This is a genomic window from Paraburkholderia fungorum, from assembly GCF_003610895.1.
Taxonomy (GTDB): domain Bacteria; phylum Pseudomonadota; class Gammaproteobacteria; order Burkholderiales; family Burkholderiaceae; genus Paraburkholderia; species Paraburkholderia fungorum_B.
This window is the reverse complement of the sequence record NZ_MCAS01000016.1, coordinates 52706-76190: the sequence shown is the minus strand read 5'-3', so window position 1 is coordinate 76190 and position 23485 is coordinate 52706. Positions and strand designations below refer to the sequence as shown.

General features: G+C 62.5%; 20 protein-coding genes. 6 read left to right on the top strand and 14 right to left on the bottom strand.

Annotation, left to right across the window (positions count from 1 at the left end):
• The first annotated feature begins 137 nt into the window (after positions 1–137).
• The 3 genes from betI to betA are packed head-to-tail and all read left to right on the top strand — an operon-like array spanning position 138 to position 3935.
• On the top strand, positions 138–725 hold the full coding sequence (betI, locus tag BCY88_RS17400) for a transcriptional regulator BetI (RefSeq protein ID WP_120345458.1): 588 nt from the start codon (positions 138–140) through the stop codon (positions 723–725).
• 42 nt (positions 726–767) lie between these two features.
• Positions 768–2237, top strand: coding sequence for a betaine-aldehyde dehydrogenase (gene betB / locus BCY88_RS17395; protein ID WP_120345457.1), 1470 nt, complete (start codon positions 768–770; stop codon positions 2235–2237).
• A 12-nt stretch (positions 2238–2249) separates the two neighbouring features.
• Entirely contained in the window at positions 2250–3935 is a 1686-nt protein-coding gene (gene betA, locus BCY88_RS17390) for a choline dehydrogenase (RefSeq protein ID WP_120345515.1), read from the top strand.
• A 37-nt stretch (positions 3936–3972) separates the two neighbouring features.
• Here betA and BCY88_RS17385 read toward each other — a convergent pair whose 3' ends face one another.
• From BCY88_RS17385 to BCY88_RS17355, 7 genes are all read right to left on the bottom strand, one after another.
• On the bottom strand, positions 3973–5391 hold the full coding sequence (locus BCY88_RS17385; protein WP_120345456.1) for an MFS transporter: 1419 nt from the start codon (positions 5389–5391) through the stop codon (positions 3973–3975).
• A 192-nt stretch (positions 5392–5583) separates the two neighbouring features.
• Positions 5584–5847: an SET domain-containing protein gene (locus BCY88_RS17380; protein ID WP_120345455.1), complete on the bottom strand. Its 264-nt coding sequence runs from the start codon at positions 5845–5847 to the stop codon at positions 5584–5586.
• 60 nt (positions 5848–5907) lie between these two features.
• The gene (locus BCY88_RS17375; protein WP_120345454.1) at positions 5908–6564 is read right to left on the bottom strand and encodes a sarcosine oxidase subunit gamma; all 657 of its coding nucleotides are present in this window, start codon (positions 6562–6564) and stop codon (positions 5908–5910) included.
• Complete coding sequence (locus BCY88_RS17370; RefSeq protein WP_120345453.1) at positions 6554–9556, bottom strand: sarcosine oxidase subunit alpha family protein; 3003 nt, start codon at positions 9554–9556, stop codon at positions 6554–6556. Before BCY88_RS17370 ends, BCY88_RS17375 begins: the two co-directional genes overlap by 11 nt.
• A complete protein-coding gene (locus tag BCY88_RS17365) occupies positions 9553–9879 on the bottom strand; it encodes a sarcosine oxidase subunit delta (RefSeq protein ID WP_120345452.1) in 327 nt (108 codons plus the stop codon). Before BCY88_RS17365 ends, BCY88_RS17370 begins: the two co-directional genes overlap by 4 nt.
• 22 nt (positions 9880–9901) lie before the next feature.
• On the bottom strand, positions 9902–11146 hold the full coding sequence (locus BCY88_RS17360) for a sarcosine oxidase subunit beta family protein (protein ID WP_120345451.1): 1245 nt from the start codon (positions 11144–11146) through the stop codon (positions 9902–9904).
• 60 nt (positions 11147–11206) lie between these two features.
• On the bottom strand, positions 11207–12601 hold the full coding sequence (locus BCY88_RS17355) for an L-serine ammonia-lyase (RefSeq protein WP_120345450.1): 1395 nt from the start codon (positions 12599–12601) through the stop codon (positions 11207–11209).
• Between the two features lie 324 nt (positions 12602–12925).
• Between BCY88_RS17355 and BCY88_RS17350 the strand changes: the two genes are divergently transcribed.
• Together BCY88_RS17350 and BCY88_RS17345 are read left to right on the top strand one after the other, a co-directional pair.
• Complete coding sequence (locus BCY88_RS17350; protein WP_120345449.1) at positions 12926–14008, top strand: GlxA family transcriptional regulator; 1083 nt, start codon at positions 12926–12928, stop codon at positions 14006–14008.
• 58 nt (positions 14009–14066) lie between these two features.
• Positions 14067–14504 (top strand): acetyltransferase, encoded by a 438-nt coding sequence (locus BCY88_RS17345; RefSeq protein ID WP_120345448.1) that lies wholly within the window; start codon positions 14067–14069, stop codon positions 14502–14504.
• A gap of 65 nt (positions 14505–14569) precedes the next feature.
• On the opposite strand, the gene BCY88_RS17340 is transcribed toward BCY88_RS17345, so the two are convergent.
• The 7 genes from BCY88_RS17340 to BCY88_RS17315 form a co-directional block, all read right to left on the bottom strand.
• On the bottom strand, positions 14570–15505 hold the full coding sequence (locus BCY88_RS17340; RefSeq protein WP_120345447.1) for a choline ABC transporter substrate-binding protein: 936 nt from the start codon (positions 15503–15505) through the stop codon (positions 14570–14572).
• Positions 15506–15652: 147 nt separating this feature from the next.
• Positions 15653–16651 (bottom strand): GlxA family transcriptional regulator, encoded by a 999-nt coding sequence (locus tag BCY88_RS17335; protein WP_120345446.1) that lies wholly within the window; start codon positions 16649–16651, stop codon positions 15653–15655.
• Positions 16652–16658: 7 nt separating this feature from the next.
• Complete coding sequence (gene choW / locus BCY88_RS17330) at positions 16659–17561, bottom strand: choline ABC transporter permease subunit (RefSeq protein WP_120345445.1); 903 nt, start codon at positions 17559–17561, stop codon at positions 16659–16661.
• Entirely contained in the window at positions 17554–18732 is a 1179-nt protein-coding gene (locus tag BCY88_RS17325) for a quaternary amine ABC transporter ATP-binding protein (RefSeq protein WP_120345444.1), read from the bottom strand. Before BCY88_RS17325 ends, choW begins: the two co-directional genes overlap by 8 nt.
• Positions 18733–19268: 536 nt before the next feature.
• Positions 19269–19400 carry a hypothetical protein gene (locus tag BCY88_RS40385; RefSeq protein WP_259461429.1) on the bottom strand — a complete coding sequence of 44 codons (132 nt, stop codon included), beginning with the start codon at positions 19398–19400 and terminating at the stop codon, positions 19269–19271.
• Positions 19401–19778: 378 nt separating this feature from the next.
• Positions 19779–21074, bottom strand: a complete 1296-nt coding sequence (locus BCY88_RS17320; RefSeq protein ID WP_120345443.1) for an MFS transporter — start codon at positions 21072–21074, stop codon at positions 19779–19781.
• 106 nt (positions 21075–21180) lie between these two features.
• Positions 21181–22275 (bottom strand): tartrate dehydrogenase, encoded by a 1095-nt coding sequence (locus BCY88_RS17315; RefSeq protein WP_120345442.1) that lies wholly within the window; start codon positions 22273–22275, stop codon positions 21181–21183.
• Positions 22276–22435: 160 nt separating this feature from the next.
• Between BCY88_RS17315 and BCY88_RS17310 the strand changes: the two genes are divergently transcribed.
• Positions 22436–23347: a LysR family transcriptional regulator gene (locus tag BCY88_RS17310; protein ID WP_120345441.1), complete on the top strand. Its 912-nt coding sequence runs from the start codon at positions 22436–22438 to the stop codon at positions 23345–23347.
• Positions 23348–23485 lie beyond the last annotated feature (138 nt).

Below are 23485 nucleotides of genomic sequence, written 5' to 3'. Positions count from 1 at the left end.
GGAACCGACACGCCCGGCGCAACCCGCGTGCATACGGATGCAACCCGTTTTTTATTGATTGACCGTTCAATATAAAAAAACTACCATGCCGCATCGAACACTTGGATGGCCGGCCTGCGCCCGCCACCGCTAGCACCATGCCCAAACTTGGAATGCGCGAAATCCGCCGTGCGCAGCTGATCGACGCCACCCTGCTGACCATCGACCAGACCGGTCTGGCTGGTGCAACGCTCGCTTCGGTCGCGCAGCGCGCAAGCATTTCCACCGGCATCGTCAGCCACTATTTCGGCGACAAGGACGGCTTGCTCGAAGCCACCATGCGCCATGTGCTGCGCGATCTCTGGCAAGCCACGTCGAGACGGCGCCGCGCGGCGAAGGCGGACCCCCGTTCGAAACTGCGCGCGGTCGTCGCGGCGAATTTCGACGCCGAGCAAACCAGCGCGCCGGTCATGAAAACGTGGCTCGCGTTCTGGTCCGAAAGCATGCACAAGCCGCAATTGCGGCGGCTTCAATACGTCAACACGCGGCGCCTGAACTCGAACCTGTGCGCGGATTTTTCGAAAGCACTGCCACGTCCCGCGGCACGCCGTGCCGCAAGCGGCCTCGCGGCACTGATCGACGGCCTGTGGCTACGCGGCGCGTTGTCCGGCGAGCCCTTCGATACGAAGGCCGCACTGCGCGTGGCAAACGATTACATCGATCAACTGCTGGAAGCACGCAGCTAGCACGCGTCCCGGGCAGCGACATTTTCAGAAAAGGAGCAAGTCATGGCGGTATTCGCAACGCAACGTCTCTATATAGGCGGCGCCTACGTCGACGCGACCAGTGGCGAGACTTTCGACACGCTCGCCCCCGCCACCGGCGAAACGCTCGCAACCGTGCAACAGGCTTCGGCTGCCGACGTGGATCGCGCCGTGCAGTCCGCGCGTGACGGTCAACGCGAATGGGCCGCGCTCACGGCAATGCAGCGTTCGCGCATCCTGCGCCGTGCGGTCGAGATTCTGCGTGAGCGCAACGACGAACTCGCCGCGCTCGAAACACGCGACACCGGCAAGGCGATTGCCGAGACCCGGGCGGTCGATATCGTTACCGGCGCGGATGTGATCGAGTACTACGCGGGCCTCGCTACCGCCATCGAAGGTCAGCAGATTCCGTTGCGGCCGTCGTCGTTCGTCTATACGCGGCGTGAACCGCTAGGTGTGTGCGCCGGCATCGGCGCGTGGAATTACCCGATCCAGATCGCGTGCTGGAAATCGGCCCCCGCGTTGGCGGCCGGCAATGCGATGATCTTCAAACCGAGCGAAATCACACCCCTGTCCGCGTTGAAACTCGCTGAGATTTATACCGAGGCCGGTGTGCCGGCCGGCGTGTTCAACGTCGTACAAGGCGACGGACGCGTCGGTGCGATGCTCGCCGCGCATCCCGACATCGAAAAAATTTCCTTCACCGGCGGCGTTGAAACGGGCAAGAAGGTGATGTCGCTGGCAGGCGCATCGTCGCTGAAAGAAGTGACGATGGAACTGGGCGGCAAATCCCCCCTGCTCGTCTTCGACGACGCCAACCTCGAACGCGCCGCCGACATCGCCATGAGCGCCAACTTCTTCAGTTCCGGCCAGGTGTGTACAAACGGCACACGTGTGTTCGTGCAGCGCAGCGTGCTGGAACGGTTCGAAGCACTCGTGCTGGAGCGCGTGAAGCGGATTCGGGTGGGTGCGCCCACTGAGGCCGACACCAACTTCGGCCCGCTCGTCAGCGCCGCGCAATTGCAGAAAGTGCTCGGCTACATCGAAAACGGCGTGCAGGAAGGCGCGCGGCTGATTGCCGGCGGCAAGCGGCTGACACACGGCCATTTCGGCAACGGCCAGTACGTCGAGCCGACGGTTTTCACCGGCTGTCATGACGAGATGCGGATCGTGCGCGAAGAAATCTTCGGCCCTGTGATGAGCATTCTCGTTTTCGACGACGAAGACGAGGCGATCTCGCGTGCGAACAACACGGCTTACGGTCTTGCCGCGGGCGTCGTCACCGAGAACCTGGCGCGCGCGCATCGCGTGATTCACCGTCTCGAAGCGGGTATCTGCTGGATCAATACGTGGGGCGAGTCGCCGGCGGAAATGCCGGTGGGCGGCTACAAGCAATCGGGCGTGGGCCGTGAGAACGGCATCACCACGCTCGAACACTACACCCGGATCAAATCCGTGCAGGTCGAACTCGGCCCGTATCAGGCGGTGTTCTAAGGGGAGATGACGATGGCTTCGAACGAATACGACTACATCATCGTCGGCGCGGGTTCGGCGGGCAACGTGCTCGCCTCGCGTCTGACCGAAGACGCCGGCGTGACCGTACTGCTCCTCGAAGCAGGCGGCCCCGACTACCGTTTCGATTTCCGCACACAGATGCCCGCGGCTCTCGCCTATCCCTTGCAAGGGCGGCGCTACAACTGGGCATACGAAACCGATCCCGAGCCGCATATGAACAACCGGCGCATGGAGTGCGGGCGCGGCAAGGGGCTGGGCGGTTCGTCGTTGATCAACGGCATGTGCTACATCCGCGGCAATGCGCTCGATTACGACAACTGGGCCGAGCGCCCCGGCCTGGAAAACTGGACCTATCTGGATTGCCTGCCGTACTTCCGCAAAGCCGAAACTCGCGATGTCGGCGCGAACGCCTATCACGGCGGCGACGGCCCGGTCCATGTGACGACGAGCAAACCCGGCAACAACCCCTTATTCGCCGCGATGGTCGAGGCCGGCGTGCAGGCAGGTTTCCCGCCTACCGACGATCTGAACGGCTATCAACAGGAAGGCTTCGGCCCAATGGACCGAACGGTCACGCCGAACGGCCGGCGCGCCAGCACCGCGCGCGGCTATCTGGACCGCGCGAAAACACGGCCGAATCTGACCATCGTGACGCATGCCATGACCGACCGCGTGCTGTTCTCAGGCAAGCGCGCGATTGGCGTCGCGTATCTGCACGATGGTCAGGCGGTGACTGCCCATGTGCGCCGCGAAGTGCTGGTGTGCAGCGGCGCGATCGCCTCGCCGCAATTGCTGCAACGCTCAGGCGTGGGCCGCTCGACCTGGCTGCGCGAACTCGACGTGCCGCTCGTGCACGATCTGCCTGGTGTCGGCGAAAATCTGCAGGACCACCTGGAAATGTACATCCAGTACGAATGCAAGGAGCCGGTTTCGCTGTACCCCGCGCTGCAATGGTGGAATCAGCCTGCCATCGGGCTTGAATGGATGCTTAAGGGCACGGGCATCGGCGCGAGCAACCAGTTCGAAGCGGGCGGCTTCATCCGTACCCGCGACGACGATCTGTGGCCGAACATCCAGTATCACTTCCTGCCCGTCGCGATCAACTATAACGGTTCGAACGCAATCAAGATGCACGGTTTTCAGGCGCATGTCGGCTCGATGCGTTCGCCAAGCCGTGGCCGCGTGAAGCTCACGTCACGCGATCCAGCAGCGCATCCGAGCATCCTGTTCAATTACATGGCCGATCCGCTCGACTGGCGTGAATTCCGCGACGGCATCCGCATTACGCGCGAGATCATGCGGCAGCCGGCACTCGATCGTTATCGTGGCCGCGAGCTGAATCCGGGCGCGGAGTTGACCAGCGACGCGCAACTCGACGCCTTCGTGCGGATGCGGGCGGAGACGGCGTTTCATCCGTCGTGTTCGTGCAAGATGGGTTATGACGATATGGCCGTGGTGGACAGCGAGGGGCGCGTGCACGGCATGGAGGCGCTGCGCGTCGTGGACGCATCGATCATGCCGCAGATCACCACCGGCAATCTGAACGCGCCGACCATCATGCTGGCGGAGAAGATTGCCGACCGGATTCGCGGGCGGGATGCACTGGCGCGAGTAGAAACGCCTTACTTCGTGGCTCGCGGCGTGGCGTCGAGGAAACGCGAAGCAGCGGCGGTTTAATACACGCCGCTGCAAACTACGCTACGCGCCAGAGCACTCATTCACGCGCAGGGCTCAACACCCCCTGCGTGTCCGTCTCGACGGCTTCGGACACCAGGGTCTCCAGCGCCAGCCCACGCGTCTCGATCCCCATGATCCACACCGCCGCCGCCGCGATCACAAAACACATCGCGCCGAGGGAGAACACGCCGCCCTGGCCGAACACCGGCAACACGACGCCGACCACGTAAGGGCCGATCAAGGATCCCACGCGGCCAATCGCCGAGGCAAAACCCGATCCTGTAGCCCTCGCGCCCGTGCCGTAAAGTTCAGGCGTATACGTGTAAAGCACGGCCCACATCGCAAACATGAAGAACTGCATCGCAAGACCTGCGCAGATCAGCAACGTCGGCGTTTGCGCGTGCAACGCTGTTTGCCCGTACACATAGGCCATTACCGCGCTGCCGGCCAGCGATGCGATGCAGGTCGGCTTGCGTCCCCAGCGTTCGACCAGCCACGCTGCGCAGATGAAGCCAGGAATCCCGCCAAGCGAAATCAGCACCGTATACAGCACCGACTTCGTCACCGCAAAGCCCGCTTGCTGCATCAACGCGCCGAGCCACGACGTCAGTCCATAAAATCCAAGCAAGGCGAAGAACCACAGCGTCCACACCATGATCGTGCGGCGCCGGTAGGCCATGCTCCAGATCTCGCGAAACGCGCTCGTGCCCTTCGCCGCCGGCGGCTCCTGCAACATCACCGGCGCGCGCAACTGGCTCAGACCGGCCGCTTTCATGACCTTCACCTCGACCTCGGCAAGGATCTTGTCCGCTTCGGCAAGGCGTCCGCGATGTTCCAGCCAGCGCGGCGATTCCGGCACGACGCGGCGCACGATCAGGACGAACACGGCGGGAATCGCCAGCAAGGCGAACTCCGTGCGCCAACCAAACGTCGGCAATACGAAATACGACACCACGCCTGCCGTGATGAAACCGAGCGGCCAGAAACCATCCATCAGCGCGATCAACCGTCCGCGCGATGCTGCCGGCACGAATTCCGACAACAGTGTCTGCGCAATGGGAAACTCCATGCCCATGCCGAAGCCCAGCAGCACGCGGTAGAAAATCAGCGCTTCGACGCTCTGGGCAGTCGAGCACAGATACGACGCGAGTCCCCACAACACCATGCTCCACTGAAACACAGGCCGGCGTCCGAAGCGATCGGCCAGCAAGCCGGCGGCAGCCGCGCCGATCACCATGCCGAAAAAACTCGCACTCGCGACCAGGCCCGCCGCCGCGCTCGACAGATGAAATTCACTCTTGATGGAACCGAGCACGAAAGTCATGGTGCCGAGATCGACCGAGTCGAAAAAGAAGGCGATCGCGATGATGATGAAGATGGTCCGGTGATATCCGGAGAACGGCAGTCGCTCGAGTCTGGCGGCTGCGCTCGCGCGAGGCTGAAAAGCGGTAGACATGGGATCCCCTCGTTAGTGTGGCAGGCGCGGCGGCAGGTGCGGTGGCTGCCGCGTGGACGTTCCGATCAGTGCATTTCAGTAGACGCCGACATAATTCGGCCACATAGAAGAAATACGTCATCGGGATGGAACGGGGGCGCCGCTCCATCAATGCCTGCGCTCAGGCACGCAAACGTGGGCACGAATGCATCGTTACGCTCGAAGCCGCGCACGCGCGGCGCCGGCAATGCGCGCGAGCGCATCCGCACTCAAACGCGCGGCGATTTTCTGGACGTATTCGTGATGCCGCGACTGCAGCGGTGCACCCAGTTGCTGGGCGAGGAGATAACGGATCAAGGCGATGCGCCGGTGCCGCAACACAATGCTCTGATCGAGCAGTGCAAGCGCGGCATGGGCGTCGCCCTGTTGGCACGCACGCTCGGTGAGACGCGCGGTGGCTAGACGTGTCGACGTCATGTCAGTCGGTGGCCGGGAGAGCCGCGAGCGGTGTCTCGGCAAGACACCGCTCGCCGCGCGTCACGACATGAGCGGCTCGGCCGCGTCGAGCATCATCTTGACGAAATAGTCCGCGAAGCTGCGGCGCACCACGATATCGAAACTGTCCGCGCCGGTGGGCAATAGCGTCATCGATGCCTTGAAGTAATGGCTCTGCGCGCACTGCCCCTCACCAAACAGTTTGGGGTGCAGATCGAGCGGGCAGCCGCGCGCCAGCACATCACGCGTACGCGTGCCGCTGATCTCGAGCACCGTATAGCCGCTGCCGATATCCACCGCCGACGCGAACACACCCGCGAAGGCCGCGCCGAGCTTCCCCTGCAACGGTGCGGTGCGGGTTGCATCGTGCGCCGTCGCCGAGCGCGCGAGCCACTCGTCAGGACCGAGCCACAGCATGTCGTAGCCATTGCCACCCGCGATGGTGTTCGCCTTCTCAGGCGGCCGGCAGCCGATCACGCTTTCCACCGCGCTCACGAACGCCGCATCGCGCGTGTCGCCACGCACATTCACCAGTTCCAGAAACGGCCGCTCGCTCAAGCGGAACGCCGCGGACGCCGTGGCCTGATGCTTCTTCAGCAGCGCATCCGTCCCGACCAGCGGCGACTCCTGCCATACACCCGTCTGATTGCCGACAGCGCGATTGACCGCCGACACCGTCCCTCTTGTTTCATTCCACATGTTGCCGTGCTCCTTCGCTGTCGTAGAACACCGAACTGGTGATCCTGGCTGCAATCTGCTTGCCGCTCGCAAGCGGAATCGTGACCGTTTCGCCGATCTTGTCGAGGCCGCCCTTCACCACCGCCATGGCAATCGAGCGCTTCAGGATCGGGCTGTAATAACTCGACGTGACGTGGCCGAGCATCGCTGCGGTATCGCCCTGGAACGGACCGGCGACGATCTGCGAGCCTTCCGGAATCACGAACGTGGGATCGTCCGGGAGCAGCCCGACCAGTTGCTTGCGCCCGGCTTTCGCGGTGTCCGTTCGCGTCAATGAACGCTTGCCGAGAAAGTCTTTCGACTTCGCGACGAGGCCGCCCATGCCCAGATCGTATGGCGTCATCGAACCGTCCGTATCCTGGCCGACGATGATGTAGCCCTTCTCCGCGCGCAGCACGTGCATGGTTTCCGTGCCATACGGCGTGATGTCGAACTCCGCACCGGCGGCCATCAGCGCTTCCCACACCGCGCGGCCCACATTCGCGGGCACGTTCACTTCATACGCCAGCTCGCCCGAGAAACTGATCCGCATCACGCGCGACGCCGCGCCCGCCACCGTGCCTTCGCGATAGCTCATGAACGGAAACGCCGCGTTCGCAAAGTCGATGTCGTGGCACACCTTCTGCAAGACCTTGCGGCTGTTCGGACCGACCACGGCAAAAGTTGCCCAGTGATCCGTCACGGAAGCGAGCCGCACGCGCATGTCCGGCCACTCGGTTTGCAGCCAGCGTTCGAGCCACGTGAGCACGCGTGCCGCCCCGCCCGTGGTGGTCGTCATCATGTAATGCTGGTCGGCGAGCCGTACCGTCACGCCGTCGTCGAAGATCATGCCGTTTTCGTCGAGCATCAGGCCGTAGCGGCACTTGCCGACTTCCAGCTTGCTCCACGGATTCGTGTAGACCCAGTTCAGAAGCTTCGCGGAGTCGGGGCCCTGAATGTCGATCTTGCCGAGCGTCGAAGCGTCGAGAATACCGACGCTCGTGCGCACCGCCAGCGATTCGCGCGCCACCGCGGCATGCATGTCCTCGCCCGGTTTTGCGAAGTACCAGGGACGCTTCCAGTTGCCGACGTCCTCGAACGCCGCGCCGTTTTCCACGTGCCATTCGTGCACCGCTGTCTTGCGCACCGGGTCGAGAAACTCGCCCAGCTCGCGGCCGGCGAACGTGCCGAACGTGACCGGTGTGTAGTTCGGACGGAACGTCGTCGTGCCGGTTTCAGGAATCGTTTTGCCCAGTGCCTGCGCGAGAATCGCCATGCCGTTGATGTTGCCGAGCTTGCCCTGATCGGTGCCGAAGCCCATCGCCGTATAGCGCTTCACGTGTTCGACCGATTCGAAGCCTTCGCGCGCCGCAAGAAAAATATCCGCCGCCGACACATCGTTCTGAAAGTCGACAAACTGCTTGGGCCCGCGCGTCGCAAGTTCGCGGCCGCCCACGAGCCACAGCGGTTGCATCTTCGCCTCGGCAATCTCGGCCACCTGCACCGCATTCGGCCGAGCCACGATATGGCCAGCCGCACGCGCGGCTTCGACGCCGGCGTCGACCGCAAAGCGGATGCCCTGCCCCAGCGTGAAGTCGCCGGCACACGCGCCCACGCTCGTCTCCGCCTGCATGGCCTTGCCCGGCACGAAGCAGGCCTTGCCGTCATGCCAGTGCGCCTTGCCGCCCGACTGGGCGAACAGATGCAGCACCGGGCTCCAGCCACCGGACATGGCGAGCAGATCGCAGGGCAGCTCGCCCTGCTTCGCCCCGACCTGGTCGTTCGCATACGATGCCAGATCGACCGAGGCGACCCGCAGCTTGCCGTGCGCCGCCGTCACTACCACGCCGTTCATCACCTTGACGCCGTAGCGCCGGGCGAGCGCGGGCAGCGAGCCCTTCGATTCGCTCGCGCGCGGATCGACCACCGTCACCTGGGCACCGGCCGCTTTCAGATCGAGCGCGCATTGATAACCGTCGTCGTTGTTCGTGAACACGACGGCATTGCGGCCCGGCAATACCGCGTAGCGATGCAGATACGTCGACACCGCCGAGGCCAGCATCACGCCCGGCAGATCGTTGTTACCGAAGACGATCGGCCGCTCATGCGCACCGGTGGCGAGAATCACGCGTTTCGCACGGATCTTCCACATCAGCTCGCGCGTACCAGTTCTCTGCGACACCGGCAGATGTTCCGTGAGCCGCTGCGTGACGGTAATGAGGTTATGGTCCTGATAACCGAACGCCGTGCTGCGGCAGAGGATCTTCACGTCGGGCATCTGCCGCAGTTCGTCCTCGATCTTGTGGACCCAGTGCAGCGCCGGTTTGCCGTCGATTTCCGCGCGGCACGACAGCAGCGAGCCGCCGAGTTCCGGTTGATCGTCGATCAGCGTCACGCGCGCGCCGGACAATGCCGCCGCATGCGCGGCCGCCAGCCCCGTCGGTCCACCGCCGACCACCAGCACGTCGCAGTGCGCAAAGCACTTGTCATAGCGATCCGCATCCGTTTGCTCCGGCGCCTTGCCGAGACCGGCCGCGTCGCGGATCACTTCTTCATACTTCGGCCAGAACTTGCGCGGCCACATGAAGGTCTTGTAGTAGAAGCCCGCTGGAATGAAGCGCGCGAACTTCTGGTTGATCGCCATGCGGTCTTTCTCGATGCTCGGCTTCGCGTTCACGCTGGTCGCAACGAGTCCCTGATACAGCTCCACTTCGGTTGCACGCGCGTTCGGCACCGTGTACGCGCCGGTTTCGAGCTGCACGATCGCATTCGGCTCTTCCACACCCGCCGTCACGATGCCGCGCGGCCGGTGATACTTCCAGCTGCGCGCCACAAAGTGTTCACCGTTCGCGAGCAGCGCGGACGCGAGCGTATCGCCCTGATAGCCCTGATATTTGCGCCCGTTGAACGTGAAGTTCAGTACGATCGCGCGGTTGATACGCCCGCCGCTGGGGAGTCGGTCTTTCTGGCTCATGGTGCCTTACCCTCGTTTGCCTTGCCTTGTGCGTTTGCCTCATTGCCGTCCATCGTGAGCAGTGGCCGCTCGAACGTTTCGTAGCCCTGAATCTCGTAGCTCACCGTGTCGCGCTGCGCCTTGAACCAGCGACGGCATCCTTGCGTGTGCATCCATTGCTCGCGATGCACGCCGCGCGGATTCTTGCGCATGAACAGGTAGTCGCCCCATTCCTTGTCGGTGAGTTTTTCGGTATCGAGCGGACGGGCAATGTCCGCTTCGCCGCCGCAGGAAAATTCGGTTTCGGCGCGTGGCCCGCACCATGGGCATTCGATCAGCAGCATAGGGTTTTCCTCCGCGTCAGCGTTAGTGGGCAACAGCGGCAGCGCCGTGTTCGTCGATCAGATGGCCGGTATAAAAACGATCCAGCGAGAACGGCGCGTTCAGCGCATGCGGCTCGTCTCTCGCGATCGTATGCGCATAGGCCCAGCCCGATCCGGGCGTCGCCTTGAAGCCACCCGTCCCCCAGCCGCAGTTGAAGTAAAGCCCCTTGACGTCGGTCTTGCTGATGATCGGGCAGGCATCCGGCGACACGTCGACGATGCCGCCCCACTGGCGATTCATCCGCACGCGCGAGAACACCGGGAACATTTCGACGATCGCTTCGAGCGTGCCTTCGATAATCTGGAAACTGCCGCGCTGGCCGAAGCCCGTGTATTGATCGACGCCCGCGCCGATCACCAGATCGCCCTTGTCGGACTGGCTGATGTAGGCATGCACCGCGTTCGACATCACGACCGTATTGACGACCGGCTTGATCGGCTCCGACACCAGCGCCTGCAGCGGATGACTCTCCAGAGGCAAGCGGATACCGGCCATATCGGCGAGCGTGGACGTATTGCCCGCCGCGACCACCGCGACCTTCTTTGCCTTGATGAAACCCTTGGTGGTATCCACGCCGACCACCTGGCTGCCGTCGCGGCGAATCCCGGTGACCTGACAGTTCTGCACGATATCGACACCCGCCTGATCCGCCCCGCGTGCAAAACCCCACGCAACCGCGTCATGTCGAGCCACGCCGCCGCGACGCTGAATCGACGCGCCGAGCACCGGATAGCGGCTGTTCAGATTGATGGTCGGCTCGATTTCCTTGATCTGCGCCGGCGTGAGGAATTCGGCGTCCACCCCGTTCAGCCGGTTTGCATTCACGCGGCGCTCGGTATCGCGCACGTCCTGCAAAGTGTGCGCGAGGTTCATTACACCGCGCTGGCTGAACATCACGTTGTAGTTCAGATCCTGCGAAAGCCCTTCCCACAGCTTCATCGCCTTTTCGTAGAGCGCGGCCGACTCGTCCCACAGATAATTCGAGCGCACGATCGTGGTATTGCGCGCGGTATTGCCGCCGCCGATCCAGCCTTTCTCCAGCACGGCGATATTGCGTACGCCGTGCTCCTTGGCGAGGTAATAGGCCGTAGCGAGACCATGCCCGCCGCCGCCTACGATCACGACGTCGTATTCGCGCCTGGGCTCCGGGCTCTTCCACTGACGCTCCCAGTTCTCGTGATACGACATCCCGTTGCGCAACAGGCTGAATATCGAATAGCGGCTCATTGTTGGTCCTTTGGGTCCTTTTGATCCTGTTGTTACTCTTTGCTTCCTGACGGGTTCAGCTCAACACTCGATGACGTTCACGGCGAGTCCGCCACGCGAGGTCTCCTTGTATTTGGTCTTCATATCCGCGCCGGTTTCGCGCATGGTCTTGATCACGTTGTCGAGCGACACGTAGTGCTGGCCATCGCCCTTCATCGCCATACGCGCGGCGTTCAGCGCCTTGATCGCGCCCATCGCATTGCGTTCGATGCAGGGAATCTGCACGAGCCCGCCAACCGGGTCGCAGGTCATCCCGAGGTTGTGTTCCATGCCGATTTCCGCGGCGTTTTCCACTTGCGTCGGCGTGCCGCCCATCACGGCGGCGAGCGCGGCCGCGGCCATCGAACAGGCCACACCCACTTCGCCCTGGCAGCCCACCTCCGCACCCGAGATCGACGCGGTTTCCTTGTAGATGATGCCGATCGCCGCGGCCGTCAGCAGGAAGGTGACGATGCCCTCGTCGTTCGACGCATGCATGAACTTCACGTAGTAATGCAGCACCGCGGGAATCACGCCGGCCGCGCCGTTGGTCGGCGCAGTGACGACGCGCCCGCCCGCCGCGTTTTCTTCGTTGACGGCCATCGCGTAGAGATTGACCCAGTCGAGCATCGACAGCGGATCGCGCAGCGACTCTTCCGAGCGCGAACGCAGTTGCGCGCACAGGTCGGCGGCGCGGCGCTTGACGTGCATCGGGCCGGGCAGCTCGCCACGCACCTTGCAGCCACGTTCCACGCAGGCGGACATGACGCGCCAGATCGTCAGCAGCCCTTCGCGCACATCCTGTTCGGGTCGCGACGCGCATTCGTTGCGCAGGGTCACCTCCGCGATCGACAAACCCGTTTCACGGCACACACGCATCAGATCGTCGCCGGTGCGAAACGGATACGGCACTTCCGCGCCGGCGCGCAGACCGTTGACACGCTCGCCTTCGCGGTTGATCACGAAGCCGCCGCCGATCGAGTAATACTCTTTCTCCACCAGCAGTTGGCCGTTTTCGTCGAAAGCCTGAAAACGCATGCCGTTCGGATGCACAATGCTCGAGCCCGGCGCGCCCGGCATCAGCTTGCGAAAGAAGCTGAGCTGTTCGCGCTCGTCGAATTTGACCGGGTGCGTGCCGAGCAGCATCAGTTGCTTCGTTTCGCGAATCGCCTGCAGGCGCGGCTCGATCACGTCCGGATCGATCAGATCGGGCAGATTGCCTTCGAGCCCCAGCAGTACCGCTTTGTCCGTGCCGTGTCCCTTGCCGGTCGCGCCGAGCGAGCCGAACAGTTCGACCTTGACGCGATGCACGAAGCCCAGCAGATTTGCGTCCTCGATATGCGAGGCGAAGCGGCACGCAGCGATCATCGGCCCGACGGTGTGCGAGCTGGAGGGACCGATGCCGATCTTGAACAGATCGAAGACGCTGACGTTCATGGCGTGCCTTATACGTTGCGATACCAGGGTGAGCTGGGTGGCCGGGTTTGGCCTGAATTAGCCCCTATTGCACCGCACGTCAAATTGGACCGATAGAATAAAAACGGCATGACAGTGGGATAGTGGCGTCAAGCGGACCGCCAGCCAAGCGCAGCGGCGGATTTGCGATGACTTCTGACGCATTTGCGACAGGCGCAAAGCGCGCGGCTGGCGATGCTGAGGACCGCGCCGCATGAGACGCGAACAGGTCGTGAATCGGTCGTGGAGCGGCCGCTATCCCCGGTGCTATGCTTGATCAACTCTTTCCCCTTGCTGGCTGCATGCATGAATTCCGCTGAACCGCGTCCCCTCCAATCGATCGATGGCCCTGCGAGGCAACGCATCCGCTTTGGCATCATCCTGCTGCCGAACTTCACGCTGACGGCGTTCTCCGGGTTCGTCGACCTGTTGCGCCTGTCCGCGGACGAAGGCGACTTCAGCAAGCCCGTGCGCTGTTCGTGGAGCGTGATAGGGGAAACCCTCGCCCCGGTGCGCGCGAGTTGCGGGATTCAGATCACGCCATGGGAAACGTTCGACAACGCCGAACCGTTCGATTACGTCGTCGTGGTGGGCGGCCTGCTGCACTCCGGGCCGGCCGCGAACGACGCGACGCTGGCCTTCATCCGCCGCGCCGCCGCCACCGATGCAACGCTGGTCGGCATGTGCACCGGCGTGTTTTCGCTGATGCGCGCGGGCGTGCTGGACGGCCACCGCATCTGCGTAAGCTGGTTTCACTACTGGGATTTCATCGAACGTTTTCCGGCGGTCAATGAGGAATCGCTGGTGGCGGACCGGCTGTTCGTGATCGACCGGCGGCGCATTACGTGTTCAGGCGGGCGGGCGTCGATCGACGTGGCCGCCGCGATTCTGCTGCGCCACTTTGAAACGGCCACGGTGCAAAAAGCGCTGCGCATCCTGCTGGTCGACGACATGCAGAAAGGCAACGCACCGCAGCCGCATCCACCAGGCCTTGCGCCCGCCGCGCATCCCAAGGTGAAACGCGCGATTCTGCTGATGGAACAGCACGTGGGCCGCTCGCTGTCGCTCGATGAACTGGCGCGCAAGCTGGACCTCTCGCCGCGTCAGCTCGAACGGCTCTTCAAGGCGGAAACGGGTAAGGCGCCGCAGGCCTACGCGAAGCAGGTACGTCTGCGCACCGCCGCGTGGCTGCTGACGAGTTCCGACAAAACCGTAGCGGACATCGCCTCGAGTTGCGGTTTTTCCGATGCATCGCATCTGGGCCGCGAATTCCGCAAACAGTTCGGCCTGCCGCCAATGATGTACCGCGAGCAACGCGGCACGGCGGCTCAGGTGGATGACGGCTCAGGCTACGACGAAACGTTTCCGGGCCGGGCGCAGGCGATCTGAGTCACGCTGCAGCTTGCGCTAAGATCACGACCAGAAAGCCTTCCATTCTTCAATAACAATGCCTATCCGAAAACGCGTTCCAACCGACAATTCCCTATTGGTTGAAATCTGGCTTCGCGCCGTGCGAGCAACTCACACCTTTCTCAGCGAGCAGGATATCGAGGAACTCTACCCTCAGGTCAGAGATCTCTATTTGCCGGCTGTGGACATATGGGTTTGCGAAGATGCCACGGGCTGCCTCACCGGCTTCATCGGCTTGCAGGACACACAGGTCGAAATGCTGTTCGTCGATCCGGCGAACTTCGGTCAAGGGATCGGCACAGCCCTGCTCGATCATGCAAGAAAGCGGCATGCGAGTCTCACCGTGGACGTCAACGAACAGAACCCGCGCGCGCACGGGTTCTATCGACGTTACGGTTTTGAGGATGCAGGCCGCTCCGCAACCGACTCAGCGGGGCGTCCGTTTCCGTTGATTCACATGGTTTTACCGCAGTGAGCCCGCAGTGAACCTGTCAAGAAGCCTGTCAATGAGCCTCCCGGCATGACAGGCCCCGGGCCATCTCACTGCCCTGCCACATAGGCCTTCACTGCCGGCAAACCGTCCTTGCCGTCGAACGTCTTGACGCCGGCAAGCCACTTGTCGAGCACGGCGGGGTTCGCCTTCAGCCAATCCTTTGCCGCCTTGTTCGGATCGGTCTTGTTCATGATCGGCAGCATCACGTGGTTCTCGATATCGGTCGTGAAGTGCAGGTTCGACACGAGTTTCGCGACGTTCGGGCAACGCGTGGAATAATCGGTCGGCACGACCGTCATCACTTTGGCCTCGCCGTAGTTCGGACCGAACACGTCGTCACCGCCGGACAGATAATCGATCTTCATCTGCACGTTCATCGGATGCGGTTCCCAACCAAGAAACACGATTGCCTTCTTGTCGCGAATCGCGCGATTCACTTCGACCAGCATGCCCGCCTCGCTCGACTCCACCAGCTTGAACTTGCCAAGGCCGTACTGGTTGCTGTCGATCATCTTCTTGATCAACGCATTGCCGTCGTTGCCCGGTTCGATGCCGTAGATCTTGCCGTCAAGCTTGTCGTAGTTCTTAGCAATGTCGGCGAAGCTTTTGATGCCCGCCTGATAGGCATAATCCGGCACGGCCAGCGTGTATTTCGCGCCGGTCAGGTTCGGCGCGGGGAGCACGGTGAGCTGACCGGCCTTCCTGAACGGATCGATGATCGGATCCATGGTCGGCGACCAGTAGCCGAGGAACACGTCGATCTGCTTGCTCTTCACACCCGCGAAGGTGATCGGCACCGAAGCAATGGTTTTGGTCGGCTTGTAGCCCAACCCTTCGAGCACGGTCGAGGCGAGACCGGTAGTTGCCGCGATATCGGTCCAGCCGACGTCGGCGAACCGGACGTCCCGGCAGGTGGAAGGTTCCACGGCAAAGACAGATGACACCGACAGCGCGCACAACGACGCAGCCCACAAACGTTTCATGGCGTTCCCTCAAGGTGATTGAAGCTAGACTGGTTTTACCAACCGGATTTTCCAGGCGCGAAATTGCGCCGACTTTCTTGATGCCAACTCATTTACGCCAACTCATCCAAGCCGACGTGTTCACCTCGGCTCGCTTACGTCAATGACTCATGCCGACAAGCGCCGCTCGACGCTCGGCGCATGACCGAACTGCGCGCGATAGGCCTTGCTGAAATGACACGGCGAATGAAAGCCGCACACGGCCGTTACCCGCGCAATCGATGCATCCGTATTGCGCAACAGTTCGCGCGCGCGACGCAAACGCAGCGTCAGGTAATAGTGCGTCGGCGATACGCTCAGGAACATCTTGAACATGCGCTGCAAATGACGTTGCGACAAATGCACGAGCCGCGCGAGTTCATCGAGCGATAACGGCTCTTCGATATTGGCTTCCATCAGTCGCACCACTTCGATCAGTTCGGCGCGCGAGAAACCAACCCGCGCATCCACCGGAATATGCTGATAGTCGGTCGAACCGCGAATCCGCTCGACGATGAACTGCTCGGACACCTGTGCCGCGACCGCATCGCCAAGGCGCATGCCGACCAGGTTCAGCATCAGATCGAGCGGCGCGGTGCCGCCCGTGCAGGTCAGCCGGTCACGGTCGATCACGAACAGTTCATCGGCGAAACGCACGTGCGGGTAACTCTTGTGCAGCGGCGACATATCTTCCCAATGCACCGTACAGCGATAACCGTCGAGCAGGTTCGCAGCCAGCAGCGCGTACGGTCCCGTACAAAGGCCGCCAAGCGGAATCCCTTTCGATGCAACGTCCTGCAGCAACGCGACAACCGTATCGTCCACATAATCGCGCACGTGCCAGCCTGCGCAAACGATCAGCACATCCGGCATGCCCGCCTGGGCCAGCGTGGTGGTCGGCCTCACCGTAATGCCGTTGCTCGCTCGCGCGGGCTCGCCGTCCGGCGTAATCACCGACCATGTGTAGTGCTGCGCGCGGCCCACGTAGTTGGCCATACGCAGCACCTCGACCGCGCTCGTGAACGCGATCATCGAAAAATTCGGCAGCGTCAGAAAGCCGAAGTGCGCGAGCCCGGACAGCGGCGAATCGGACGGAACCTCGGCAGTGGGAATCGCCTCGCGCTTCATAGGCGGCTCAACTATGCTGCGCCGTCGGCGCCCGGCGCACTTTCATGACGCTGCGCAGACCCGAGAGCAACGGTGCGCGCGCCGTGCCCGGCGAGCGGCCGAAGCTTTCCGTGATGCGGTCGAGAATGATCGCCAGCATCACCACCGAAAGGCCGCTTTCGAAGCCGAGACCGATATCGAGCCGCTGAATACTCGCCAGCACGTCGTTGCCGAGACCGCCCGCCCCCACCATCGAGGCGATGATCACCATCGAGAGCGCCATCATGATGGTCTGGTTCACGCCGGTCATGATCGAGGGCAGCGCGTTCGGAAACTGCACCTTGTAGAGCAATTGCAGCGGCGTGCAGCCGAATGCCTGCCCTGCTTCGACGATTTCGCGATTCACATGCTTGATCCCGAGCGACGTGAGGCGCACGGCGGGCGGCATCGCGAAGATCACCGTGGAGAGAATCCCCGGCACGCGGCCAAGACCGAACAGCATCGCCGCCGGAATCAGGTAGACGAACGCGGGCATGGTCTGCATCAGATCGAGCACGGGGCGTACGATCGTTTCGACAGTGCGGCTCTTGGCGGTCCAGATGCCGAGCGGCACGCCGAGCAGCAGGCTGATCAAGGTCGACGAGAGCGTGAGACCGAGCGTGATCACCATCTGATCCCAGAAGCCGGTGCCGTAGATCAGCAGCATCGCCAGCAACGTGAACAGCGCGAAACGCCAGCCCACCCGCCACAGGCCGACGCCGACAAAGAACGCCATCAACGCCCACATCGGCACGGCCTGCAGGCCGTGCTCGATCAGCGCGGCAAAGCTCTCGATGACCTTGCCGATGGAGTCGAAGGTTTGCGCATCGTGGTCAAGCAGGTAATGAACGCCGTGATCGACCCAGGCGCCAATTGGAATGATTTCAGACATGAGAACCTCTATGGCGCGTAAGAACGTGCAGCACGTTCGTCTTGTTGACCGAACCGCAGTAGGAGCCATCCGCTTCGACGACCGGCAGCGGCGCACGGCTCGCTACCACGCGCTCAACGACGTCGTCCAGAGGCGTGGTGCGGCGGATGCATTCGATGTGATTGAGTTGCGGCGAAGCACTGCCCATCGCGTCGCGGCACACGAAGCCGCGAATCTTGCGTTCGGCGTCGAGCACGAACGCGTACTCGGCGCTGCCGTTGAGCGTCGCGGCCACGCTCGAGGCGTCGATCTGCGGCGAATGCTGCATGAGCGGCACCGCATCCGTCTGCATCAGGTCGCCCGCCGTCAGATAGCGGCTGGTGTCGATGCCTTCGAAGAACGCGCGTACATAATCGTCGGCGGGATTGGTGATGATTTCCTGCGGCGTACCGATCTGCACGACCTTGCCGCCTTCCATGATCGCGATCCGGGTGCCGATGCGCATCGCCTCTTCCAGATCGTGCGAGACAAAGAGGATGGTGCGCTGTTGCTCGCGTTGCAGATCGAGCAGCACGTTCTGCATTTCCTTGCGCTTGAGCGGATCGAGCGCGGAGAACGCTTCGTCCATGATCATCAGCGACGGGTTGACGGCCAATGCCCGCGCAAGACCCACGCGCTGCTGCATGCCGCCGGACAGTTGGGCCGGCAACTTGGCGGCGAACGGCGCGAGGCCGACCTGTTCGAGCACGGTCATGGCGCGCTTCTCGCGCTCCTTCTTGCCGACACCGGCCACTTCCAGGCCAAACGCCGCGTTGGAGAGCACCGTGCGCTGAGGCATCAAGGCGAAGGACTGGAACACCATGCTCATGTCCTTGCGGCGCAGTGCGGTCAGTTCCGAGCGCGGCACGCTCGCCACATCGCGGCCGTCGATCAGCACCTTGCCGGCGGTCGGCTCGACGAGCCGGTTGATCAGGCGAATCAGTGTCGATTTGCCGGAGCCGGACAGGCCCATCAGCACGAAGATCTCGCCCTCCTTGACTTCGAACGATACGTTATGGACGCCGACAATCTGACCGGTGCGCGCGAACACGTCTTCTTTCGTGGCGCCTCCTGCCAGCATGCCGAGCGCCTGTTTCGGGTTGGTGCCGAACACCTTGCACAACCCTTCGACCACGACCTTGGGGGAATTCATTGAATGTTCTCCTATGTCGACCGGAGTTAGCGCTTTAGCGCTTACTCCGGTCCCATGCAAAGCTGTCGACCGGAGTTAGCGCTTTAGCGCTTATTCCGGTCCCATGCAAAGCTGTCGACCGGAGTTAGCGCTTTAGCGCTTATTCCGGTCCCATGCAAAGCTGTCGACCGGAGTTAGCGCTTTAGCGCTTACTCCGGTCCCATGCAAGATAGTTGCTGCGTGGCGTCCATCAGTCCGCGCTGTGCATACATAGTTGCCAGAAAAAAGTACGCCTAGCCGACTATTTGCGACAACCACATGTGGAAATGCGACACCGCTCTCGGGCGGTTGTCGGCAAGCGCCCGATGAAGCCCTGCTGGGCAAGGGTTTGCGGGGTGTTGGGAGGGCCGGCCGGGTGTGTCGCGCCAGAGCAAGTGGGCATGCCCCGGCGGGAAAAAAAACCGCGAGAATGACGTGAAAGGCGAACTTGCGGCGGCGCAGCAAGCGCAGCGCCGCTCAGCGGGCGCGATGGCGCACCGGCGGTGGGACCCCGAGGGTCAATACTCGAGGGTCAGGATCGCCTGCAACAGACGATCCGCGCGGGAAAAATACCAGATCGCAAGGCCGCCCAGCACCGGATACATGCAACACAAGCGCGCGAGCGACGAAACCTCAGCAGAAAAGCTCATTGCATTGACCGCCCAACGTGAATGTTCGCCGGCAAAAATTCGAAACGGCGCGACCTGGCTACGGGTTGCCGGTTAAGACGGACAAATGCAGCGGGTTGCACGCGACAAAGGGAAAACAGGCCGCATAAGCGACCCATTGTTCACGACAGGCATTACATTAATCTTAAGGGCGGCCGCCGTCACTCCGGGTTAGCCATATCGGCGCCCGCCACGACCTGGCTGTCACGAGACCGACACACTCAACCGCATGCCAACGCCGACCTCGAATCCGGCGGCCATGCGATCAAGGGCAACCTGCTTGCGCACGTTGCCCTTCTCGAATCGGCGCGGGAGCGAGACACAACTTCAATAGGAGAACCGATCAGACAGTCGCAGAGGTCATTGCGGCGCCGGCGCCGCCCGATATCCTCGCCGGCCCACGGCCAAAGCGAGGATGGCGGACACCGCGAGACTCGCCGCCACCACATAGAGTCCAGCGGCATATCCTCCCGTCACGCTCTTGAGCCAGCCGATTGCAAACGGGCCGACGAAACCGCCGAGATTGCCGATCGAGTTGATCATCGCGATACCGGCCGCAGCGCCGGCGCCTGAGAGAAAGGTACTCGGCATGGCCCACAGCGGCGCCTTGGCCGCGCTAATGCCCACGTTCACGACAATCAGCGCGAGCACCACCGCAACCACGGTATCCGCAAAGCCTGCCCACGCGAGCCCGACGCCTGCCGCGACGCACGGAATCACCACATGCCATGTGCGCTCTCCGGTGCGATCCGAATGGCGGGCCCACAGCACCATGCCGATCACGGCCAGCACGCTGGGAATCGCATTCAACGCGCCCGTGCCGAGCGCGCTAAAGCCGAATTGCCGAATGATCAGCGGCGCCCATAAGCCGAGCGTGTAAAGACCTGCGGACGTGCCGAAGTAAATCATCGACATGATCCACACGCGCGGGTCGCGCAGCGCGGCGAGCGCGCCTGCCGCGTGGCCTGCTTGCGACTCACGTCCGGCGCGTTCCTCACGCAAGGTCGCGATGAGCCACGCCTTCTCATCCGCGGCCAGCCACTTCGCTTTTTCCGGCGAATCGGTGAGTGCTTTCAAGACCACGAAGCCGAGCACGACTGCAGGAATCGCTTCGATGATGAACAGCCATTGCCAGTCCTTCAACCCGAACAGCGTCGTCATCTGCATGATGGCGCCTGAAATGGGCGACCCGATTGCCGTCGACAACGGTGCGGCCGCCATGAACGCAGCCGCCGCGACGGCACGCTGGCGCGCCGGAAACCACTGGCTAAGATAAAGAATGATGCCGGGAAAGAAGCCTGCTTCCGCTACACCGAGCAAAAACCGCAGCACATAAAACGAGTTCGGCCCGACCACGAACGCGGAGGCCGCCGACACCAGTCCCCACGTCACCATCACGCGGGCAATCCAGATGCGCGCACCGACCTTGTTCAGAATGAGGTTCGAGGGCACTTCGAACAGAAAGTACCCAAGAAAGAAGATGCCGCCGCCGAGCCCGAACATCGTCGGCGAAAGGCCAAGGTCCTTGTTCATCGTGAGCGCGGCGAAGCCGACATTCACGCGATCGAGAAAGCTGACAAAGTAAAGCAGCATGACGAAGGGCAAAATGCGCCACGTCAGCTTGCGAACCACACGGGCTTGCAATTCATCGGCCATGCCAGTCTCCATTCTTTGAATCGCCCGTGACGTGTTCGTCCGGGCGTTATGTTCTTGTCTGATGCGTGCGTTACACGTGACGCGTTACGCGTGACGTAGTGCGTGTTCAGGCTGCCTTGAACTGCGCCGCCGGTTGAGCCGCGAGGATCGCGCAAACCGCATCGGTCACCTGCACCGTCGTGGCCGTGCCGCCGAGGTCGCCGGTATGCAGCGCAGGGTCAGCGGTGATGCGTTCGATCGCGCTCATCAATTGCTGCGCGGCGGCCGTCTCGCCAAGATGATCGAGCATCATCACCACCGACCAGAACGTGCCGACCGGATTGGCGAGACCCTTGCCCATGATGTCGAAAGCGGAGCCGTGAATCGGTTCGAACATCGAGGGATAGCGGCGCTCGGGGTCGAGATTCGCGGTCGGCGCAATGCCGAGGCTGCCGGCCAGTGCCGCGGCCAGATCGCTGAGAATGTCCGCGTGAAGATTGGTCGCGACGATCGTGTCGAGCGTGGCGGGACGGTTGACCATGCGCGCGGTCGCGGCGTCGACAAGCTCCTTGTCCCATTTGACGTCGGGAAACGCCTTCGAGACTTCGAGCGCAATCTCGTCCCACATCACCATGGCGTGGCGTTGCGCGTTGCTCTTGGTGATCACCGTCAGCAGCTTGCGCGGCCTCGATTGGGCGAGGCGGAACGCAAATCGAAGAATGCGCTCGACGCCCGCGCGGGTCATCATCGAAACATCCGTTGCCACTTCGATCGGATGCCCCTGATGAGCGCGTCCGCCTACGCCGGAGTACTCACCCTCCGAGTTCTCGCGAACGATGACCCAGTCGAGATCCTTCGGCCCACAGCGCTTCAAGGGCGCGTCGATGCCGGGAAGGATGCGGGTGGGACGCACGTTCGCGTACTGATCGAAACCCTGGCAGATCTTCAGGCGCAGCCCCCAGAGCGTGACGTGGTCGGGAATATGCGGGTCGCCCGCCGAGCCAAACAGGATGGCATCTTTGTTGCGGATCGCATCCAGTCCATCGGCCGGCATCATCACGCCGTGCTGGCGGTAGAAATCGCCGCCCCAGGCGAAATTCTCGAACTCGAACTGGAAGGCGTCGCTTCGCGCAGCGATGGCTTCGAGAACCCGCTGGCCCGCGGGCACGACTTCCTTGCCGATGCCGTCGCCGGGGATGGTTGCGATGTGATAGGTCTTCACTGACGTCTCCTGAATGTTGAATGATTGACTGCATCCTAGAACGTGGAGCGCTCGCAAAAACGCTGCTAGACTCAAAGCATCCTTAACCTGAAGTTAACAATGGGCGCTCATCGAGCCGCTCATTGGCCTACTCATTGGTCTACCCATTTCTCCACCCAAGATGACCTCGTCGATACAGCCGGACGACCTCGCCTTCTTCTCCACGCTTGCCGCAAGCGGCAGCTTGACTGCGGCTGCGCGCGAACTCGGTCTGAGTACCGCGGCCGTGAGCAAGCATCTGGCGCAGATGGAATCGCGTGCGGGCGTGTCGCTCGTCAACCGCACCACGCGGCGCATGAGCCTCACGCCGGAGGGCGAGCTCTACCTGACCCGGGCGCGGCGCATCCTGAGTGACATGGACGATCTGGCCCAATTGCTCGGCGGCTCGCAAGCGGCGCCCAAAGGTTTGCTGCGTGTGAACGCGACGCTCGGCTTCGGCCGCAGTCACGTGGCGCCGCTGATTTCGCGGTTCGTGCGGCGCTTTCCCGAAGTGGACGTGCAGTTGCAACTCTCCGTCGACCCGCCGCCGATCAGCGAGGACGCTTTCGATGTCTGCGTGCGCTTCGGCGAACCGCCGGATGCCCGCGTGATTGCACGCCGGGTTGCGTCCAACCGGCGGCTGCTTTGCGCATCGCCCGCGTATTTCGCCAAACGGCGCACGCCGCGCAGTCCGGCGGAGCTATCGCAGCACAACTGCATCGGCATCCGTCAGGGCGACGACGGCTACGGGCTATGGCGTCTCACCAGCGGACGCGGTTCGACCGAAAAAACCGAGACGGTTCGCGTACGCGGCAACCTCACCACCAATGACGGCGAGATCGCGGTGAAGTGGGCGCTGGACGGCCACGGCATTCTGATGCGAGCGGAATGGGATATCGCGGAGTATCTCGCCGATGGCCGCCTGATCCATGTACTGCCGGACTACCGCACACCGGGCGCCGATATTTACGCGGTGTACCCGCAACAACTCCAAATGACAGCGCGGGTCAAGGCATTCGTCGACATGCTGATTGAGACGCTTGGTTCACGCTGAGCCAGCCCCGTTAGTTCTGCAATGCAGAACTAACGGAACAGACAGCCAGCTGCCGATTCAAACCGGATAACGCCGATAACTCCCTTCCATTACATAGCCTTACGGCAAAAATCAAGCTTGCCTTCGGTACCAGGTATT

What these genes read in the sequence shown, in the direction of transcription:
- BCY88_RS40385 (WP_259461429.1), bottom strand. Translation starts at nt 19,400, where the DNA reads ATGAGCTTTTCTGCTGAGGTTTCGTCGCTCGCGCGCTTGTGTTGCATG.
- BCY88_RS17350 (WP_120345449.1), top strand. Translation starts at nt 12,926, where the DNA reads ATGAATTCCGCTGAACCGCGTCCCCTCCAATCGATCGATGGCCCTGCG.
- BCY88_RS17380 (WP_120345455.1), bottom strand. Translation starts at nt 5,847, where the DNA reads ATGACGTCGACACGTCTAGCCACCGCGCGTCTCACCGAGCGTGCGTGC.
- betA (WP_120345515.1), top strand. Translation starts at nt 2,250, where the DNA reads ATGGCTTCGAACGAATACGACTACATCATCGTCGGCGCGGGTTCGGCG.
- choW (WP_120345445.1), bottom strand. Translation starts at nt 17,561, where the DNA reads ATGTCTGAAATCATTCCAATTGGCGCCTGGGTCGATCACGGCGTTCAT.
- BCY88_RS17320 (WP_120345443.1), bottom strand. Translation starts at nt 21,074, where the DNA reads ATGGCCGATGAATTGCAAGCCCGTGTGGTTCGCAAGCTGACGTGGCGC.
- BCY88_RS17340 (WP_120345447.1), bottom strand. Translation starts at nt 15,505, where the DNA reads ATGAAACGTTTGTGGGCTGCGTCGTTGTGCGCGCTGTCGGTGTCATCT.
- BCY88_RS17370 (WP_120345453.1), bottom strand. Translation starts at nt 9,556, where the DNA reads ATGAGCCAGAAAGACCGACTCCCCAGCGGCGGGCGTATCAACCGCGCG.
- BCY88_RS17385 (WP_120345456.1), bottom strand. Translation starts at nt 5,391, where the DNA reads ATGTCTACCGCTTTTCAGCCTCGCGCGAGCGCAGCCGCCAGACTCGAG.
- BCY88_RS17335 (WP_120345446.1), bottom strand. Translation starts at nt 16,651, where the DNA reads ATGAAGCGCGAGGCGATTCCCACTGCCGAGGTTCCGTCCGATTCGCCG.
- BCY88_RS17310 (WP_120345441.1), top strand. Translation starts at nt 22,436, where the DNA reads ATGACCTCGTCGATACAGCCGGACGACCTCGCCTTCTTCTCCACGCTT.
- betB (WP_120345457.1), top strand. Translation starts at nt 768, where the DNA reads ATGGCGGTATTCGCAACGCAACGTCTCTATATAGGCGGCGCCTACGTC.
- BCY88_RS17325 (WP_120345444.1), bottom strand. Translation starts at nt 18,732, where the DNA reads ATGAATTCCCCCAAGGTCGTGGTCGAAGGGTTGTGCAAGGTGTTCGGC.
- BCY88_RS17345 (WP_120345448.1), top strand. Translation starts at nt 14,067, where the DNA reads ATGCCTATCCGAAAACGCGTTCCAACCGACAATTCCCTATTGGTTGAA.
- BCY88_RS17375 (WP_120345454.1), bottom strand. Translation starts at nt 6,564, where the DNA reads ATGTGGAATGAAACAAGAGGGACGGTGTCGGCGGTCAATCGCGCTGTC.
- BCY88_RS17365 (WP_120345452.1), bottom strand. Translation starts at nt 9,879, where the DNA reads ATGCTGCTGATCGAATGCCCATGGTGCGGGCCACGCGCCGAAACCGAA.
- betI (WP_120345458.1), top strand. Translation starts at nt 138, where the DNA reads ATGCCCAAACTTGGAATGCGCGAAATCCGCCGTGCGCAGCTGATCGAC.
- BCY88_RS17355 (WP_120345450.1), bottom strand. Translation starts at nt 12,601, where the DNA reads ATGAACGTCAGCGTCTTCGATCTGTTCAAGATCGGCATCGGTCCCTCC.
- BCY88_RS17360 (WP_120345451.1), bottom strand. Translation starts at nt 11,146, where the DNA reads ATGAGCCGCTATTCGATATTCAGCCTGTTGCGCAACGGGATGTCGTAT.